This window comes from Kitasatospora sp. NEAU-69, assembly GCF_057158765.1.
Genome location: NZ_JBWXUE010000066.1, coordinates 1 through 17,676, shown reverse-complemented (window position 1 = coordinate 17,676; position 17,676 = coordinate 1). Strand labels below are relative to the sequence as shown.

The 17,676-nt window shown below is 70.4% G+C and carries 17 protein-coding genes; 9 read left to right on the top strand and 8 right to left on the bottom strand.

Translation table 11 applies throughout. The features are described 5' to 3' along the window. Positions 1-131 precede the first annotated feature (131 nt). Together trpD and AC060L_RS36835 are read right to left on the bottom strand one after the other, a co-directional pair. On the bottom strand, positions 132-1,205 hold the full coding sequence (trpD, locus tag AC060L_RS36840) for an anthranilate phosphoribosyltransferase (RefSeq protein WP_483803360.1): 1,074 nt from the start codon (positions 1,203-1,205) through the stop codon (positions 132-134). 153 nt (positions 1,206-1,358) lie between these two features. Continuing rightward, a complete protein-coding gene (locus tag AC060L_RS36835) occupies positions 1,359-1,781 on the bottom strand; it encodes a hypothetical protein (protein ID WP_483803359.1) in 423 nt (140 codons plus the stop codon). A 533-nt stretch (positions 1,782-2,314) separates the two neighbouring features. Between AC060L_RS36835 and ctaE the strand changes: the two genes are divergently transcribed. From ctaE to AC060L_RS36810, 5 genes are all read left to right on the top strand, one after another. After that, on the top strand, positions 2,315-2,935 hold the full coding sequence (ctaE, locus tag AC060L_RS36830; RefSeq protein WP_145906511.1) for an aa3-type cytochrome oxidase subunit III: 621 nt from the start codon (positions 2,315-2,317) through the stop codon (positions 2,933-2,935). Positions 2,936-3,078: 143 nt separating this feature from the next. Then, positions 3,079-3,888 carry a cytochrome bc1 complex diheme cytochrome c subunit gene (qcrC, locus tag AC060L_RS36825; RefSeq protein ID WP_483803358.1) on the top strand — a complete coding sequence of 270 codons (810 nt, stop codon included), beginning with the start codon at positions 3,079-3,081 and terminating at the stop codon, positions 3,886-3,888. Next, entirely contained in the window at positions 3,885-4,979 is a 1,095-nt protein-coding gene (qcrA, locus tag AC060L_RS36820; protein WP_483803357.1) for a cytochrome bc1 complex Rieske iron-sulfur subunit, read from the top strand. The genes qcrC and qcrA overlap by 4 nt, the downstream gene beginning before the upstream one ends. Beyond that, a complete protein-coding gene (gene qcrB, locus AC060L_RS36815; RefSeq protein ID WP_483803356.1) occupies positions 4,976-6,631 on the top strand; it encodes a cytochrome bc1 complex cytochrome b subunit in 1,656 nt (551 codons plus the stop codon). The genes qcrA and qcrB overlap by 4 nt, the downstream gene beginning before the upstream one ends. Before the next feature lie 136 nt (positions 6,632-6,767). Beyond that, positions 6,768-7,214 carry a GntR family transcriptional regulator gene (locus AC060L_RS36810; protein ID WP_483803355.1) on the top strand — a complete coding sequence of 149 codons (447 nt, stop codon included), beginning with the start codon at positions 6,768-6,770 and terminating at the stop codon, positions 7,212-7,214. A gap of 19 nt (positions 7,215-7,233) precedes the next feature. On the opposite strand, the gene AC060L_RS36805 is transcribed toward AC060L_RS36810, so the two are convergent. The 4 genes from AC060L_RS36805 to ctaC form a co-directional block, all read right to left on the bottom strand. Next, entirely contained in the window at positions 7,234-8,562 is a 1,329-nt protein-coding gene (locus tag AC060L_RS36805) for a L,D-transpeptidase (RefSeq protein WP_483803354.1), read from the bottom strand. Positions 8,563-8,848: 286 nt separating this feature from the next. Then, on the bottom strand, positions 8,849-9,265 hold the full coding sequence (locus tag AC060L_RS36800) for a cytochrome c oxidase subunit 4 (protein WP_483803353.1): 417 nt from the start codon (positions 9,263-9,265) through the stop codon (positions 8,849-8,851). Then, positions 9,265-11,049 carry an aa3-type cytochrome oxidase subunit I gene (gene ctaD / locus AC060L_RS36795; protein WP_483803352.1) on the bottom strand — a complete coding sequence of 595 codons (1,785 nt, stop codon included), beginning with the start codon at positions 11,047-11,049 and terminating at the stop codon, positions 9,265-9,267. Before ctaD ends, AC060L_RS36800 begins: the two co-directional genes overlap by 1 nt. Continuing rightward, positions 11,046-11,900 carry an aa3-type cytochrome oxidase subunit II gene (gene ctaC, locus AC060L_RS36790; protein WP_483803351.1) on the bottom strand — a complete coding sequence of 285 codons (855 nt, stop codon included), beginning with the start codon at positions 11,898-11,900 and terminating at the stop codon, positions 11,046-11,048. The genes ctaD and ctaC overlap by 4 nt, the downstream gene beginning before the upstream one ends. 363 nt (positions 11,901-12,263) lie before the next feature. Between ctaC and AC060L_RS36785 the strand changes: the two genes are divergently transcribed. Further along, a complete protein-coding gene (locus tag AC060L_RS36785) occupies positions 12,264-13,760 on the top strand; it encodes an aminotransferase class V-fold PLP-dependent enzyme (RefSeq protein ID WP_483803350.1) in 1,497 nt (498 codons plus the stop codon). Positions 13,761-13,904: 144 nt separating this feature from the next. Here the strand turns inward: AC060L_RS36785 and AC060L_RS36780 are convergent, their stop codons facing one another. Then, positions 13,905-14,879 carry a carbohydrate kinase family protein gene (locus AC060L_RS36780; RefSeq protein WP_483803349.1) on the bottom strand — a complete coding sequence of 325 codons (975 nt, stop codon included), beginning with the start codon at positions 14,877-14,879 and terminating at the stop codon, positions 13,905-13,907. Positions 14,880-15,169: 290 nt separating this feature from the next. Here AC060L_RS36780 and AC060L_RS36775 point away from each other — a divergent pair, with 290 nt between their 5' ends. Together AC060L_RS36775 and AC060L_RS36770 are read left to right on the top strand one after the other, a co-directional pair. Continuing rightward, positions 15,170-15,430 carry a hypothetical protein gene (locus AC060L_RS36775; protein ID WP_483803348.1) on the top strand — a complete coding sequence of 87 codons (261 nt, stop codon included), beginning with the start codon at positions 15,170-15,172 and terminating at the stop codon, positions 15,428-15,430. 161 nt (positions 15,431-15,591) lie between these two features. After that, on the top strand, positions 15,592-16,389 hold the full coding sequence (locus AC060L_RS36770; protein ID WP_483803347.1) for a hypothetical protein: 798 nt from the start codon (positions 15,592-15,594) through the stop codon (positions 16,387-16,389). A gap of 147 nt (positions 16,390-16,536) precedes the next feature. Here the strand turns inward: AC060L_RS36770 and erpA are convergent, their stop codons facing one another. Beyond that, positions 16,537-16,890 carry an iron-sulfur cluster insertion protein ErpA gene (gene erpA / locus AC060L_RS36765; RefSeq protein ID WP_035850108.1) on the bottom strand — a complete coding sequence of 118 codons (354 nt, stop codon included), beginning with the start codon at positions 16,888-16,890 and terminating at the stop codon, positions 16,537-16,539. Positions 16,891-17,133: 243 nt separating this feature from the next. Between erpA and AC060L_RS36760 the strand changes: the two genes are divergently transcribed. Next, the coding region (locus AC060L_RS36760; protein ID WP_483803346.1) for a GNAT family N-acetyltransferase at positions 17,134-17,676 on the top strand (543 nt) is incomplete at its 3' end.

Sequence of the window (17,676 nt, the reverse complement as noted above, 5' to 3'; positions counted from 1 at the left end):
GCCGGGCACAGGCCCTCGTACTGGACGTACTTGGGCCTGTGCCCGGCGCGGCGAGAGTGCGTGCATGGCGTCGCCGAGCAGAAGGGGGTCTGACGACAGGCCCCGGGCCCTTGTCGGACGGCTCGAGGGGCTCAGCGCGTGGTCGCGTCCGCCCAGTGCTTGAGGGTGCTCTGCGCCGCGCCGGAGTCGATCGCGGCGGCGGTGCGGACCATCGCGGCGGCCAGCTGCTCGGTCAGCGGCGCGTCGGTGAGCTCCAGCGCGACCAGCGCGGCGGCCGAGTTGAGCAGCACCGCGTCGCGCACCGGACCGCGCTCGCCGGCCAGCACCCGGCGGGCCACGTCCGCGTTGTAGCCGGCGTCCGCGCCGCGCAGCCGTTCGATCCCGACCAGCTCGATGCCGAGCTCACGCGGGTCCAGCACGGTCTCGGTGACCTGGCCGGCCCGCACGATCCAGACCTGCGAGGTCGAGCAGACGGTCAGCTCGTCCAGGCCGTCGTCACCGCGGAAGACCAGCGCGCTCGCGCCGCGCCGGGCCAGCACGCCGGCGATCAGCCCGGCCAGCCGGGTGTCGAAGCAGCCGACCGCGTGCGCGGTGACACGGGCCGGGTTGGTCAGCGGGCCCAGGATGTTGAACGCGGTCGGCACCCCGAGCTCGCGCCGGGCCGGCGCGGCGTGCCGCATCGCGGGGTGGAACCGCGCGGCGAAGCAGAAGGTCAGGCCGACCTCCTCGGCGATCTCGGCGACCCGCTCGGGCGCCAGGTCCAGCCGGATCCCGAGCCGCTCCAGCACGTCCGAGGAGCCGCTGGCCGAGGAGGCGGCGCGGTTGCCGTGCTTGACCACCTTGGCGCCGGCCGCCGCCGCGACGATGGCCGACATGGTGGAGATGTTGACGGTCTTCGCCCGGTCGCCACCGGTGCCGACGATGTCCACCGCCGGGCCCGGGATGTGCAGCGGCTCGGCGTGCGCGTACATCGCCTCGACCAGTCCCGAGATCTCCGCGACGGTCTCGCCCTTGGCCCGCAGCGCGACCATGAAGCCCGCCACCTGGGCGGCGCTGGCCTCGCCGCTCATGATCTGGTCCATCGCCCAGGCGGTGTCCGCCTGGGCGAGGTCGCAGCCGTCCAGCAGCGTGCCGAGCAGATCCGGCCAGGTGCGGACCACCTGCGCGGGGTCCTGACCGCCGTTCGCAGGGTTCACATTCACCATGGCCGACTCCAGCTCGCATCCGGTGCACGTATAGGGGATGCGGCCAGCCTAGCCATCGGTGCCGGGCCGTCGTCCGATCCGCGGCGGCCCTTCTCTCCTGCTGAGACGTCCCGGGCCGGGCGGCCCGCCCGGGCCGTCCGATCGGCGGGACGGTCAGCGCGACAGGCTGCGCGAGCCGAGCCGGCCGCGCAGCAGCGTCGCGGCCGCCTCGGCCAGCGCGACCGGGTCCACCGGGTGCGAGATCGCCGCGTCGGCCCGGCTCCAGGCGGCCAGCCAGCTGTCCTGCGGGCGGCCGATCAGCACCAGCACCGGCGGGCAGCCGTAGATCTCGTCCTTCACCTGGCGGCCCAGACCCAGGCCGCCGGCCGGCACCGCCTCGCCGTCGAAGACGCAGAGGTCCACGCCGCCCTTCTCCAGTGCGCGGAGCACCGCGGGGGTGGTCGCGCACTCCAGGTAGGTCAGCTCCGGCAGGTCGGCGGCGGGCCGGCGGCCGAGCGCCTCGGTGACCTGCGCGCGGGTGTTGCGATCGTCGCTGTAGACGAGAACGGTGAGAGTCTCGTCGCTCGTGTGCGTCATCGGCCCTGCTCCCATGTGATCCAGACCACGTCCAGTCACCACCGGATGCTACTCCCGATCACCCGTCCCGGTGAGCGCCTCGCGCGATCTCGTCGGTACCGGGGGGCACCCGCCGCACCGGGCCGGGCGCGGACCACGGCAGGAGCGCCGCCGGAGCGCCGAAAGACCACTGCCGGAAGGCTGCCGGAGCACCGCCGGAGGGGTCCTACACCGGGCCGGAGCCGCCACCGGCGGACCTTCACCCACTCGGCCGACTTGACGTCACCCCCGTGTACACACTCCACCCGTACGGCCCAGGCCGGTACCCCCGGTACGCCCCCGCGGGCGTCAGGACACGAGCGGCAGACGGGTGGTCGGGGCCGATGCGCCGTCATAATCCTCCCGGCGTCCTCCCGGCCGTCCACGAATCGCCGCTGCTCGGCGCGGTACCGGCGACGCGCCGGGGGTCCGGCGCGGCCATCCGGGCATACCGCACGCACCGGACACTCCGAGGGAGACCCCCCGACGTGAAGACGGAATAAGGGACCGACATAATGTCGGTCGTGGCGACAGCAACAGCAACAGAAACCGGGCACGCTCATGGATCGGTCAACCGACCGAACATGACCAGCGTCGGAACCATCGTCTGGCTGAGTTCCGAGCTGATGTTCTTCGCGGCCCTCTTCGCGATGTACTTCACGGCACGATCCGTGAAGGGACCAGACTTCTGGGCCGAGAAGGCGCATGCCCTCAACGTCCCCTTCTCCTCCGTGAACACCACGATCCTGGTGCTCTCCTCGCTCACCTGCCAGCTCGGCGTCTTCGCCGCCGAGCGCGGTGACGTCAAGAAGCTCCGGTCGTGGTTCGCGGTCACCTTCGTGATGGGCGCGACCTTCATCGGCGGTCAGATCTACGAGTACACCTCGCTGGTGAAGAAGGACCACCTCTCGTTGTCCTCCGACCCGTACGGCTCGGTGTTCTACCTGACCACCGGCTTCCACGGGCTCCACGTGACGGGCGGTCTGATCGCCTTTCTGCTGGTGCTGGGGCGGACCTACGCGGCCAAGCGGTTCACGCATGAGCAGGCCACCGCGGCGATCGTCGTGTCGTACTACTGGCACTTCGTCGACGTGGTCTGGATCGGCCTGTTCGCGACCATCTACCTGATCAAGTAACCGATCAGGTCGCTGGCCGCCGGCCGGACCCGCTGCCCCCAAAGGCTCCGGGTCCTTTGCCCGTGCCCATGCCCCTGCCGGTGTTGACACCGACACCGGGCCAACCAGACCAGCCGACCAGATCCTGACACCGGGGTTAATCCGTGAAAAAGCTCTCCGCACGACGGCGCCACCCACTGGCGGCGCTGGTCGTCCTACTCTTCGCCCTCGCGGCCACCGGGGGGCTGTACGAAGAATTCGCGCCCGCCCAGACGGCGAAGGCCGACAGCTCGGCGCAGTCGCTCGCGATCGATGAGGGCAAGCGGCTCTTCGCCGTGGGCTGTTCCTCCTGCCACGGCCTCAACGGCGAGGGCGGCAGCATGGGCCCGAGCCTGGTGGGCGTGGGTTCCGCCGCGGTCGACTTCCAGGTCGGCACGGGCCGGATGCCCGCCCAGCAGCCGGGCGCACAGGTCCCGAAGAAGAAGAACATCTACAGCCAGGCCGAGATCGACCAGCTGGCCGCCTTCGTCGCCTCGCTGGGCCCCGGCCCGGTGACGCCGACCGCCGAGCAGTACACCAGCACGGAGACCGACGCCATCTCCAAGGGTGGCGAGCTGTTCCGTACCAACTGCTCGCAGTGCCACAACTTCGCCGGTGCGGGTGGCGCCCTGACCCAGGGCAAGTTCGCTCCGTCGCTGGAGAACGTCGACCCGAAGCACATCTACGAGGCCATGCAGACCGGCCCGCAGAACATGCCTTCGTTCCCCGACACCACCATGCCGGAGCAGCAGAAGCAGGAGATCGTGGCGTTCGTCCGCTACCAGGCGAACGAGGCTCCGAACCCCGGCGGTCTCTCGCTGGGCAGCCTCGGTCCGGTGACCGAGGGTCTGTTCGGCTGGATCTTCGGTCTCGGTGTCCTGATCGCCATCGCGATCTGGGTCGCCGCTCACACCACCAAGGCCAAGAAGTCATGAGCCACGACATGTCAGACGACAAGCTGCCGACGGCACACGATGCCGCCGAAGGGCACGGCGATCTCGCCGGCGCCGACAACCCGTTCGCGGACCCGGGCATGCCCGCCCACCTGCCGCGTCGGACCGACATCGACGAGAAGGCCGCCAACCGGGCCGAACGTCAGGTGTCGCTGCTCTTCGTGATCTCGATGGTCGCCACGGTCGGCTTCATCGCCTCGTACGTGAGCATCGACCCGAACAAGATCATCTACATCTTCCCGCTGGGCCACGTCAGCGCGATGAACTTCGCGCTCGGCATGACCCTCGCGGTGGCGCTCTTCTGCATCGGCGCGGGCGCGGTCCACTGGGCCCGCACCCTGATGTCGGACGTCGAGCAGGCGGCCGAGCGGCACCCGATCGAGGCCGACGACGAGACCCGTGCCAACGTCATCCAGCAGTTCAAGGACGGCGCCAACGAGTCCGCCTTCGGTCGCCGCAAGCTGATCCGCAACACGCTGATCGGCTCGATGGCCCTGGTCCCGCTCTCCGGCGTGATGCTGCTGCGCGACCTCGGCCCGCTGCCCGAGAAGAAGCTCGACGAGACGGCTTGGAACGAGGCCACCACGGCCGCGCCGATCCGCCTGGTCAACATGAACACCAACCAGCCGATGCTGGCCTCGGACATCGTGACCGGCTCGCTGACCTTCGCGAAGCCCGGCCCCTCGGCGCTGCGCCCCGCCGGTCTCCAGGAGACCGACGAGGACTTCCAGGAGGCCATCGCCAAGGACGCGCTGATGCTGATCCGCATCCAGCCGGAGGACATCAAGGACGCCAACTCGGCGAACCTCGGTTTCCAGGGCGTGCTCGCGTACTCCAAGATCTGCACCCACGTCGGTTGCCCGATCTCGCTGTACGAGCAGCAGACCCACCACGCGCTCTGCCCCTGCCACCAGTCGACCTTCGACCTGTCGGACGGCGCCCGCGTGATCTTCGGCCCGGCCGGGCACCCCCTGCCGCAGCTGAAGATCACCACTGATGCCTCGGGCTACCTGGTAGCCACCGGGGGCTTCAGCCACCCCGTCGGCCCGAGCTTCTGGGAGCGCAGCGAATGAGTTCCGCGTCAACCAGCGCAAAGCAGGCCGCTCCGGCCAGCACCCGCGCCAAGCCCGCGAACAAGGCGGAAGCCGCCGCGGACTACCTGGACGGCCGGCTGGGGATCTACTCCCTGGCCAAGGCCAACCTGCGCAAGATCTTCCCGGACCACTGGTCCTTCATGCTCGGTGAGATCTGCCTCTACAGCTTCATCATCATCATCCTGACCGGTGTCTACCTCACCCTGTTCTTCAAGCCGAGCATGGGCGAGGTCATCTACAACGGCTCGTACGCGCCGTTGAACGGCATCCGGGTCTCCGAGGCCTACGCCTCGACGCTGAACATCAGCTTCGAGGTCCGCGGTGGTCTGCTGATCCGGCAGATCCACCACTGGGCTGCCATCGTCTTCGTCGCCGCGATGTTCGTGCACATGATGCGCGTCTTCTTCACCGGCGCGTTCCGCAAGCCCCGCGAGATCAACTGGATCTTCGGCTTCCTGCTGCTCTTCCTGGGCTTCTTCGACGGCTTCCTCGGCTACTCGCTCCCGGACGACCTGCTCTCCGGTACCGGTATCCGGTTCATGGAAGGCGCGATCCTGGCCGTCCCGCTGGTGGGTACCTACATCTCGTTCTTCCTGTTCGGCGGGGAGTTCCCGGGTACCGACATCGTGCCGCGGTTCTTCACGATCCACGTGCTGCTGATCCCGGGCATCATGCTCGGCCTGCTGGTGGCGCACCTGATCCTGGTCTTCTACCACAAGCACACCCAGTGGGCGGGCCCGGGCAAGACCGAGAAGAACGTCGTCGGCATGCCGCTGATGCCGGTCTACATGGCCAAGGCCGGTGGCTTCTTCTTCCTGGTCTTCGGCATCATCGCGGCGATGTCCGCGATCGCCTCGGTCAACCCGGTCTGGGCCTACGGCCCGTACCGCCCGGACCAGGTCTCCACCGACGCCCAGCCCGACTGGTACATGGGCTTCGCCGAGGGTCTGATCCGTGTCATGCCGGGCTGGGAGATCCGCGCCTGGGGCCACACCCTGAACCTGGGTGTCTTCATCCCGCTGATGCTCTTCCCGCTGGTGCTGGCCGCGGTCGCGGTCTACCCGTTCATCGAGAGCTGGATCACCGGCGACAAGCGCGAGCACCACATCCTGGACCGCCCGCGCAACGCCCCGGTGCGCACCGCGCTCGGCGCCGCCTGGATCAGCCTCTACCTGGTGCTGCTCTCCGGCGGTGGCAACGACCTGATCGCGACGCACTTCCACCTGTCGCTGAACGACATCACGTACTTCGTGCGGGCCGGCTCGTTCATCGTCCCGGTGATCGTCTTCTTCGTCACCAAGCGCTGGTGCCTCGGCCTGCAGCGCCGTGACAAGGAGAAGGTGCTGCACGGTCGCGAGACCGGCGTCATCAAGCGCCTGCCGCACGGTGAGTTCGTCGAGATCCACGCGCAGCTCCCGCAGGGCACGCTGCACACGCTCACCTCGCACGAGCAGTACGAGCCGATCGAACTGCCCGCCGAGGTGGACGAGAACGGTGTCGCCCGCAAGGTCGGCATCGTGACGAAGACCCGGGCCGCGCTGTCCGAGGGCTTCTTCGGCGAGGGCAACCAGATCCCCAAGCCGACCGAAGAGGAACACAAGGAGATCACCAGCGGCCACGGCCACCACTGATCGCCTGATCCGACAGGTCAGTCAGCCACCTGAGAGCCCCCGTCCGGCACCGCCGGACGGGGGCTCTTGGCATTCCCCCGGCGTCCCCGCCCGATGTCCCTGGCATATGTACCCGGACCTCCCGGAGACGGGCACAATGGGGCCACACTGCGACCTTTCGCCCCGTCAGCTAGGAGAACCCGTGCAGTTGAGCATCGACCATGCCGCCGCCACTCCCCCCTACGAGCAGCTGCGCCGCCAGATCGCCGAGCAGGCCAGGGCGGGGACGCTGCAGGCCGGGATGAAGCTGCCGACGGTACGGGCGCTCGCCGAGGAGCTCGGGCTGGCCGCCAACACGGTGGCCCGCGCGTACCGCGAGCTGGAGACCGACGGCGTGGTGGAGACGCACGGCCGGCGCGGCACGCTGGTGGCCGCCGTCGGGGACGCCGCGCACCGGCTGGCGAGCGCCGCGGCCGGCGAGTACGCCGAGCGGGCGGCCCGGCTCGGGGTGACGCGAGACGAGGCCCTGGCGGCTGTGCTCAGCGCGCTGGACCTCGTCTACGGGGAGGGTTCCGCCGGGCGGAACGGTCAGCTGTCCGGGTGATCCCGCCGGTGACCGCGGCTCAGACCTGCGGTCGCAGCGTGGCGGCGGCCTGGACCACCGGGACCGGGGCGGTGGTGTCCACCGGCTTGCCCAGGGCGCTGCCCTTGACCCAGTCGTCCCAGCTCAGGTTCCAGTCGCCGAAGCCGTTGCCGAACGGCTCCATCTGGTGCCCCATGCTGTTGACCACCTGGACGATGTCGCCGACCCGGGTCTGCTGGTAGAACCAGCGCGCGTTGTCGATGCTCATCCCGGTGCAGCCGTGGCTGACGTTCTCCACCCCCTGGGAGGCCACCGACCAGGGGGCGGCGTGCACGTACTCACCGCTCCAGGTCACCCGGGTCGCCCACTCCACCTTCAGGTCGTACGCCTCGCTGCTGCCCTTGGCGATGCCGATCGTCTCGCTGCTCATCTGCACCTCCCGCTCCTGGCCGAGCACCACCTTGATGCCGTTGCGGGTGTCGAAACCGGGCTTGCCGGTGGTCACCGGGATGGTGTTGACCACCTCGCCGTTGCGCTTGAAGGTCAGCTCGTCGGCGGCCGCGTCGACGATCGCCTCGACCCGGTCGCCCGTCTTGAACGAGACCGAGCCGGGCGCGCCGCCGTACATGCCGCCCTCGATCTGCCGGCCCTGGGGGTCGTAGTCCAGCTTCACCTGGGCGTTGGCCGGCCAGTAGTCCTTCGGGCGGAAGTGCAGGTTGCGGCTGTCCACCCAGTGCCAGGCACCGGTCACCGCGGGCGTGGAAACCACCGTGAGGGCCTGTTCCACGACCTGCCGGGCGGCGGGGTCCTTGACGTCCTCCGAGAGCTTCACGGTGAGCGGCTCGCCGACCCCGTAGACGTCCCGGCCGAGGTCGGGGCCGAGCTCCGCGGTGAGCAGCTTGTCGGCCGGCTTGGTGGTCAGGTCGCTGGTGCTCTCGCCCCGCCCGCCGTGGCCGTCCACGACCGCGATCCGGGCCGAGTAGCGGGTGCCGGGGGCCAGCGGGACGGTGCTGTGCCAGGTGTGGCTGTCGGTGTCCATCACGCCCGGCACCACGTGCCCGTCCGGGGCGCTGACGGTGACGTCGGTGATCGTGTCGCCGGGGTCCGCGGTCACCGTGAAGGGCTTCCCGGGCTCGGCGTCCTGCAGGCCCGAGGTGTGCACCAGGCGCAGCGCGTCGACGTGCCGCGCCGGACTTATCGCGGACCCCGGGCTCCCGCCGCCGCCCGAGCAGGCGGCCAGCGGGCCGACCAGCAGCGGCGCGAGCGCCAGCCAGATCGGGCTGTGCCGGCGGGCCTGGCGCCCGCCGTCGCCGTTCCCCCGGCCGTACGCCCCGTGCTTCTCCCGCCCTGCTGCAGATCTGCCGGCCACCGGAGTCTCCTGACGTTCGGACGATGTTCCAGATCGTAGGAACATCACCGCACTTGGACAGGGCAGGCGCACCCCGCCTGCGGCCGCCCGAGTGAACGCGGAGGGTGAAGGGCGCCCGGGGCCTGTCGTGGAGGCCCCGGCTGCTCCGTACCGGAACGAGAGCGGGACGTGGGCAGGAACGTCGGAAGAACGAGGACAGGACGAGGACAGAACGAGGACAGCGGGGACAGAACGAGGCAGGGCCCCTCCGAAGAGGGGCCCTGCCCGTGCATGGAGCTACCGGAACCTACTGGTTCTGGTTCTCGCCGCGGTAGAACTCGAAGACCCAGCCGAACAGCCCGATCATGATTATCGGAGCGGCCCAGAACATCAGCCACCAGCCGAAGATGACGCCGCAGAAGGCCAGCGCACCGCCGATCGCCAGCGAGAGCGGCTGCCAGCTGTGCGGGGCGAAGAAGCCCATCTCGCCGGCGTCGTCCGAAACCTCGGCCTCGGGGTTGTCGCCCGCGCCCAGGTCCACCCGGCGGGCCGTGAAGCCCAGGTAGAAGGCGATGAACGCGCAGAGGCCGAAGGCCAGGAAGAGCGCCGTGGTGCCGGCCGTCTCGGTGCGGCCGTCGGCGTGCGAGGTCCAGACACCGTAGACGATGGCCATGATCAGGATGAAGACGGCGAAGCCCGCGAAGATCTTGCCCTGTTCCTTCATCAGGCGTCGCCCTCCTTCTTCTTCTCGGCCTTGCTCAGCTCGGGCTTGTCGTAGTCAGCCGGCACGACACCCTCGAAGTGCTTGGCCAGGTGGCCGTGCAGCTCCAGGTAGTCGAGCGCGGCGATGTCCGGGTGGTGCAGGTCGAACGCCGGGGATTCCGAGCGGATGCGCGGCAGCGTGAGGAAGTTGTGCCGCGGCGGCGGGCAGGAGGTCGCCCACTCCAGCGAGCGGCCGTAGCCCCACGGGTCGTCGACCTCGATCTTCTCGCCGTACTTGGCGGTCTTCCAGACGTTGTAGAGGAACGGCAGGATCGACAGGCCGAGCAGGAACGAGCCGATGGTCGACACGGTGTTCAGCGTGGTGAAGCCGTCCGAGGCCAGGTAGGAGGCGTAGCGGCGGGGCATGCCCTCGGCGCCGAGCCAGTGCTGGACCAGGAACGTGGTGTGGAAGCCGATGAACAGCGTCCAGAAGGTGATCTTGCCGAGGCGCTCGTCCAGCATCTTGCCGGTCATCTTCGGCCACCAGAAGTGGAAGCCGGCGAACATCGCGAAGACGACGGTGCCGAAGACCACGTAGTGGAAGTGCGCGACGACGAAGTACGAGTCCGAGACGTGGAAGTCGATCGGCGGGGAGGCGAGCAGCACACCCGTCAGACCACCGAAGAGGAAGGTCACCAGGAAGCCGACCGTCCAGAGCATCGGGGTCTCGAAGCTCAGCGAGCCCTTCCACATGGTGCCGACCCAGTTGAAGAACTTCACACCGGTCGGGACCGCGATCAGGAAGGTCATGAACGAGAAGAACGGCAGCAGCACCTGGCCGGTGACGTACATGTGGTGCGCCCACACCGTCACCGAGAGGCCGGCGATGCCGATCGTCGCGGCGATCAGGCCGGAGTAGCCGAACATCGGCTTGCGGCTGAAGACCGGGATGATCTCGGAGACGATGCCGAAGAACGGCAGCGCGATGATGTACACCTCGGGGTGACCGAAGAACCAGAAGAGGTGTTGCCAGAGTAGGGCGCCACCATTGGCCGGGTCGAAGATATGGGCCCCGAATTTGCGGTCCGCCTCCAGGGCGAACAGCGCGGCGGCGAGCACCGGGAAGGCCAGCAGGACCAGCACGGCGGTCAGCAGGACGTTCCAGACGAAGATCGACATCCGGAACATCGTCATGCCGGGGGCGCGCATGCAGATGATGGTGGTGATGAAGTTGACCGCACCGAGGATCGTGCCGAAGCCGGAGAAGGCCAGACCCATGATCCACATGTCCGCGCCGACGCCCGGCGAGCGGACCGCGTCGGAGAGCGGCGAGTAGGCGAACCAGCCGAAGTCGGCCGCACCCTGCGGGGTGAGGAAGCCACCGACCGCGATCAGCGAACCGAACAGGTAGAGCCAGTAAGCGAACATGTTCAGTCGCGGGAAGGCGACGTCGGGAGCGCCGATCTGGAGCGGCATGATCCAGTTCGCGAAACCGGCGAAGAGCGGCGTCGCGAACATCAGCAGCATGATCGTGCCGTGCATCGTGAACGCCTGGTTGAACTGCTCGTTCGACAGGATCTGGCCGTTCGGCTGGGCCAGCTGCGCCCGCATCACGAGGGCGAGGATGCCACCGATCAGGAAGAAACCGAACGACGTACCGAGGTACAGCGTGCCGATCGTCTTGTGGTCGGTGGTGGTCAGCCACTTGATGATGGTCGCCCCCGGCGTGCGGGTGCGCTTGGCCCCGCCCGCCGTGACGGTGCCTCCGGCCCCGCCGGCCGCGGCGGGTTCGTTGAGGATGGTCACTTGGATTCACTTCCCATGCTCGTGATGCCCGAAGGCACCGCGCCCGCCTGGCCCGCGTTCCGCAGCTGCTGCAGGTGGTTGATGTAGTCGTCGTGCGAGACGACCTTCACCTTGAAGAGCATCTGGGAGTGGTCCACGCCACAGAGTTCCGCGCACTTGCCGTCGTAAGTGCCGATCACCGTCGGGGTGACCTCGAACTTGTTGACGAGACCCGGAACCACGTCCATCTTCATCATGAAGTTGACGGGCCAGAAGTCGTGGATCACGTCACGGGAGGTCAGCCGGAACTCGACCGACTCGTTGACGGGCAGCCAGAGGGTCGGCATCTGGCTGGGGGTGCCCACGTCGTACGCGGCCAGCTGGCTGTTGGGGTCCGGGTTCTCGGAGTTCTCGTAGTTGAACGCCCAGCTCCACTGGAAGCCCACCACGTTGACGATGTGCTGCGGCTTCGCCGAGACCTGCGTCAGCTTCGCCTCGTCGCGGGCGACGAAGTAGAAGAGGACCGAGACGATGACGATGGGGACCGCGGTGTAGAGCGCCTCGATGGGCACGTTGTACCGGGTCTGCGGAGGGATCTGGATACCGGTGCGGCTGCGCCGGTGGAAGATCACGCTCCAGATGATCAGACCCCACATCAGTGCGCCGACCACCAGTGCCGCAATCCAGGATCCCTGCCACATCTGAAGGACGAGATGTCCAGTCGTGGTCACGGGGCTGGGGAGGCCAAGCCTGGGGAGGTCATTGGCCGAGCAGCCGGTAGCGGTCGCGATGACGAGGCCCAGTGCCAGCGCCTGAGGCAGCTTCCGCCGCATCGTGCGCCGCGGCGAGCGGTCGGAGCCGTTGGGACTCACGTAGCGCCTTCCCGAAGTCTCGCCCGCGATCGCGCCGCCCCCGGGAGTACTGTCTGCCTCCCCGGCGACCCGCCCACGGGCACGGTTTGAATGCTTATGCGGGCCAAACCCTACTCCAGCCTTATGCGGACCTGACGAGCAGGTCCCGGTAACGCGCCGCCCGGCTACCCGATCAGCCCCGGCAGGCGCGGACTCCCAGGTCACGGCAGGCTTTCGAGGCCCGTACGCCCGAACGGGTGAGGCGGTTGCAACGCCCGGGTGACGGTCTGTCGGGCGCGGACGAAGCGGACAAAACGCTTCCCGTGACGATCTTCACGCGGTGCTCGGCTGACGGAGCGTGAGGGCCGGATAGCGTGTCTGTCCGTGCCCTATTTCGACGCCGCCTCCACCGCCCCCCTGCACCCGGTCGCCCGGCAGGCGCTGACCGCCGCCCTCGACGAGGGCTGGGCCGACCCGGCCCGGCTCTACCGCTCCGGCCGACAGGCCCGGATGCTGCTGGACGCCGCCCGCGAAACCGTCGCCGAGGTGCTCGGCGCCCGGGCCGACGAGATCTCGTTCACCGGCAGCGGCACCCAGGCCGTGCACCTGGGCGTCCTCGGCGCGCTGCGCGGGCGCCGGCGGACGGGCCGTCACCTGCTGCACTCGGCCGTCGAACACTCCAGCGTGCTGCACACCGCCGAGTTGCACGAGGCCGACGGCGGCACGGCGACTGCCGTCCCGGTGGACCGGCTGGGCCGGGTCCGGGCCGGGGACTTCGCCGCGCTGGTCCGCCCCGACACCGCGCTCGCGGTGCTGCAGTCGGCCAACCACGAGGTCGGGACGGTGCAGCCGGTCGCCGAGGTGGCTGCCGCGCTGGGCGAGGTGCCGCTGCTGGTGGACGCGGCGCAGAGCGCCGGGCGGCTGCCGGTGCCCGGCGGCTGGTCGCTGCTGACGGCCAGTGCGCACAAGTGGGGCGGTCCGGCGGGGGTGGGCGTACTGGCGGTTCGCAAGGGCGTGCGGTTCAGCTCCGCGCTGCCCGCCGACGAGCGTGAGGCGGGCCGGGTGCCCGGCTTCGTCAACGTGCCGGCGATCGTGGCGGCGGCCGCCTCGCTGCGCGCCGTCCAGGCCGAGGCCGCGGCGGAGAACGCGCGGCTGCACGCGCTGGTGGAGCGGATCCGGACCGCCGTGCCGCGGCTGGTGCCGGAGGTGGAGGTGGTCGGCGACCCGGTGCACCGACTGCCGCACCTGGTCACCTTCTCCTGCCTCTACGTGGACGGCGAGGTGCTGCTCGGCGAGCTGGACCGGGCCGGCTTCGCGGTCTCCTCCGGCTCCTCCTGCACGTCGAGCACGCTGACCCCCAGTCACGTGCTGGCCGCGATGGGCGTGCTGACCGAGGGCAACGTGCGGGTCTCGCTGCCGGCCGGGACGACCGGGGCGGAGGTGGAGCGGTTCCTGGCGGTGCTGCCGGAGCTGGTGGCCGGCGTACGGGCGCCGCTCGGCCTCGACCTGCCCGCGCCGGCGGGCGCCACTGCGACGGCGACGGCGACGGCGACAACAACTGAAGCCGACGAGCCGCTGCCGGAGGAGTCAGTGCCGGAGCAGTCGGTGACGGACGAGTCGGAGCCGGATGCGCTGGTGCTCGACGCGCTGGTGCTGGACGCGCTGGGCAAGCGCTGCCCGCTGCCGGTGATCGAGCTCGCCAAGCGGATCGGCGAGGTGCCGGTCGGCGGTCTGGTCGTGGTGCTCGCCGACGACGAGGCGGCCCGGCTGGACATCCCCGCCTGGTGCGGGATGCGCGACCAGACGTACGAAGGCGACGCCCCGGCCGCCCGCTTCGGGGCCGACCGGGGCGTCGCCTATCTGGTGCGCCGGGCGCTCTGACGCTGCGGGGCCGAGCCGCGCGCAACGGATGACGTACGCGGGATGACAGATGACAGAATCGCGATTCTGTCATCTGTCATCCGTCACTCCGCGCACGGATTCGCATTCAGATCCGAGCGCCGGACGGTCAGCCCAGCCCGCCTGTCAGCCGAGCTGGGCGCGGACCTCGGCAGCGGCCTGCTCGCCGTAGGCGGCGGCGAAGCGCTCCAGGAAGTGGCCGGTGCGCAGCTCGTACTCCTGGGTGCCGACCGTCTCGATCACCAGGGTGGCGAGCATGCAGCCGATCTGGGCGGCCCGCTCCAGGCCGAGGTCCCACGAGACGCCGGCCAGGAAGCCGGCCCGGAAGCCGTCGCCGACGCCGGTCGGGTCGGCCTTCTTCAGCTCGGCGGCACACGGGACGGTGATCACCGACTCGCCCTTGCGCTCGATCCGGACGCCCTTGCTGCCCAGCGTGGTGACCCGGGTGCCGACCCGCTCGAGCAGGTCGGCGGCGGTCCAGCCGGTCTTGGACTCGATCAGCGCGGCCTCGTACTCGTTGCTGAACAGGTACGCGGCGCCGTCCACGATCTCGCGGATGTCGTCGCCCTCCAGGCGGGCCAGCTGCTGCGAGGGGTCGGCGGCGAAGGCGTAGCCGCGGCTGCGGCACTCCTGGGTGTGCCGGACCATCGCCTGCGGGTCGTCGGCGCCGATCAGCACCAGGTCCAGGCCGCCGATCCGGTCGGCCACCGGCTTCAGCTCGATGCTGCGGGCCTCGGCCATCGCGCCCGTGTAGAACGAGGCGATCTGGTTGTGGTCCTCGTCGGTGGTGCACATGAAGCGGGCGGTGTGCCGGGTCTCGGAGATGTGCACCGAGTCGGTGTCCACGTTGTGCCGCTGCAGCCAGGCGCGGTACTCGGCGAAGTCCGCGCCGGCCGCGCCCACCAGCACCGGGCGCAGGCCGAGCAGGCCCATGCCGAAGGTGATGTTCGGCGCGACACCGCCGCGCCGGATGTCCAGGGTGTCCACCAGGAAGGAGAGCGACACCGTGTGCAGCTGCTCGGGGACCAGCTGGTCGGCGAAGCGGCCGGGGAAGGTCATCAGGTGGTCGGTGGCGATCGAACCGGCGACGGCGATGCGCACGGATGGGCTCCTCGGTAGAAGACGGACAACCCCCCTACGGTACCGGCCCTGCCCCGGCTGTCCGCTCGCGGTCAAGGGATCCTGGCCGATTACTGCCGTTCGAGCGACTACCTGCGGGTAGGTCTGGCCCGGTACGTCCGGTCGGCCTAGGGTCGCGATCAGGGGCGTCCCACGTGCCGTCGGTGCCGTTCGGTGCCAGTCGGCGCCGGTCGGCGTCACCGGGAAGTGCCCCAGCGAAGTGCCTCAGGCCCGTGGCGACCAGGCCGCGGTCGGTGATCGGAGCGCGCGCCATGTCCGAGAAGTTCCAGATGTCCCCGCTGCCGCACGGGCCGTGGAAGGCCGAGCTGCTGCCCGGCCGCTCGCCCGAGGCGCTGGTGGGCGAGGCCGATCCGGACACGCTGGACGCGCTGGTGGACTCCTCCCGGCGGCTCGGCGCGTTCTGGCCGGTGATGGCCGCCGGTCCGCAGCCGGGCAGCCGGGCCAGCGGCTCGATCTCGGTCCCCGCGCGGACCCGCGACCTGGTCGCCGGGATGGCCGAGTACGGGCTCTAGGGCAAGGTCCGCCGGACAAGCCCCAGGCCCGTCCGGCCGGGCTGGGAGCCGTCGGCGAAATTCCTCCGCCGGGGGTGGGAACCGGATTCCTCGGTGTCACGTCAGATCCGCGCAGCCACAGCTGCCGCAGGGATCCGCAGAACACTGGAGGACGTCGCACCATGGACGAGAAGACCACGGCCGAGCCCACCCGCCCGCTGACCGACTCGCCCGCCCCGGCCGGGCGCCGGCGGCGGCGCTCGCTCGCGGCCGCCGCGCTGCTGCTCACGGTCGCCGCCACGGTCAGCGCATGTGGCGGATCGAGCGTGTCGGCCAAGGCGTCGCTGGCGGGCGCGACCGCCTCCGGCAGTGCGTCCGCCAGCGCTTCGAGCAGCCCCTCCGCCAGTGCTTCGGGCGCCGCCGGCGGCGCCAGCCCGGTCGCACCGGCGCCGGGCGCCTCCAGCTCCGCCGCGGCCGGCGGCGGCGCGGCGAGCGCCCCCGCCCCGGGCGCGAGTGCGCCGGCGGCCGGCTCCGCCCCCACCGGCGGCGCGGCGGCCACCCCGCCGGGGGCGATCGCACCGCCCATCGCGATCCAGCCGGGCGTGCCGACCAGCCCGCCCGTCCCGACCGCTCCGGGCACCGTCCCGCCGCCCGCGAGCCCGGTGAACCCGCTGGCCCAGCAGAAGCCGACCGGCTACCTGGTGCAGAACAACCAGCTGACCGTCTTCTTCTTCGCCGGGGTCTGCGACAAGTACGGCCTCACGGTGGACGAGAGCAAGCCGGGGCAGGTCGGGGTCCGGGTCGTGGTCACCCAGCGTCCGCCGGTCGGCCACCTCTGCCCGGACCTGGTGAAGCAGCAGTCCGCGGTGGCGGGCCTGTCCCAGCCGCTGCAGGGCCGTGCGGTGGTGGACCTGGCCAGCGGCTCGGACATCCCGCTGGAGTCGGCGCCGAACGGCGGCCCGGTGAGCCAGAACAACTGAGCCGGGACAACTGAGCCAGGACAACGAGCCGGCCCAACCGGCAGGCGACACAAACGACGAGCGGCGGTGCCCCGGAGGAGATCCGGGGCACCGCCGCTCTGTCACGCAGCAATGCGAGAGCCGCGCGGGGTACGCGCGTTACGCGAGTTAGCTGAACGAGTCGCCGCAGGCGCAGGAGCCGGTGGCGTTCGGGTTGTCGATCGTGAAGCCCTGCTTCTCGATGGTGTCCACGAAGTCAACCGTGGCACCGCCGAGGTAGGGGGCGCTCATGCGGTCGGTGACGACCTTGACGCCGTTGAAGTCCTTGACGACGTCGCCATCGAGCGAGCGCTCGTCGAAGAAGAGCTGGTAGCGCAGGCCCGAGCAGCCGCCGGGCTGCACGGCGACGCGCAGCGCGAGGTCGTCGCGGCCTTCCTGATCCAGCAGGCCCTTGACCTTGGCCGCGGCGGCATCGGTAAGGAGCAGACCACTCTCGACGGTGGTCTCGTCCTGGACGGTCATCTGCTTACTCCCGGTCTATGACGACAAACTGCCGCCAGTGCCAACCAGCGGCCGCCCGGATTGATTCCGGACAGTGGTCAGGTAGTTCTCCAGCGGGCACAGGCCCGCCACCTCACAGATCCCATGCTCGCACACCGCGGCGCACCGGTCAGCGAGCGATCGCCCGCCGGTGGCGTGCCCCTGATCACGTCCGGCCGGCACCCGGCACTCCCCCGGGCGCTCGGCGTTTGCCAGGATGGGCGGATGATCCTTCGTCAGGTGCGCGACCTCCGCGCCGATGCCGAAACCGTGCTGGAGATCAGGGACACCGCGTACCGGGCGATGCCCGACGGGCCGAACCGGCCGCCGACCGCGGACGAGACCACGCTGCAACTCGCCCGGACCCGTCATCTGGCCGCGACCGACCCCGCCGGCTGCTGGCTGGCCGAGGACGGCGGCCGGGCGGTGGGCTTCGCGCTCTCCGCGCGCCGCGAGGGGGTGTGGATCCTCAACCTCTTCGCCGTGCTGCCCGAGGCGCAGGGCCGGGGCGTCGGACGGCTGCTGCTGGACCGGGCCGGCGAGTACGCCCGGGGCTGCCTGCGCGGCATGATCGCCGCCTCCGCCGACCCGGGCGCCGCCCGCCGCTACCGCGCGGCCGGCTTCACGCTGCACCCGGCGATGACGCTGACCGGCCAGGTGGACCGGGCCGGGCTGCAGGACGCCGGGGACATCCCGGTGCACCCGGGCAACGCCGGGCACAAACACCTGCTGGACTCGATCGACCGGCGGGTGGGTGGGGCCCCGCAC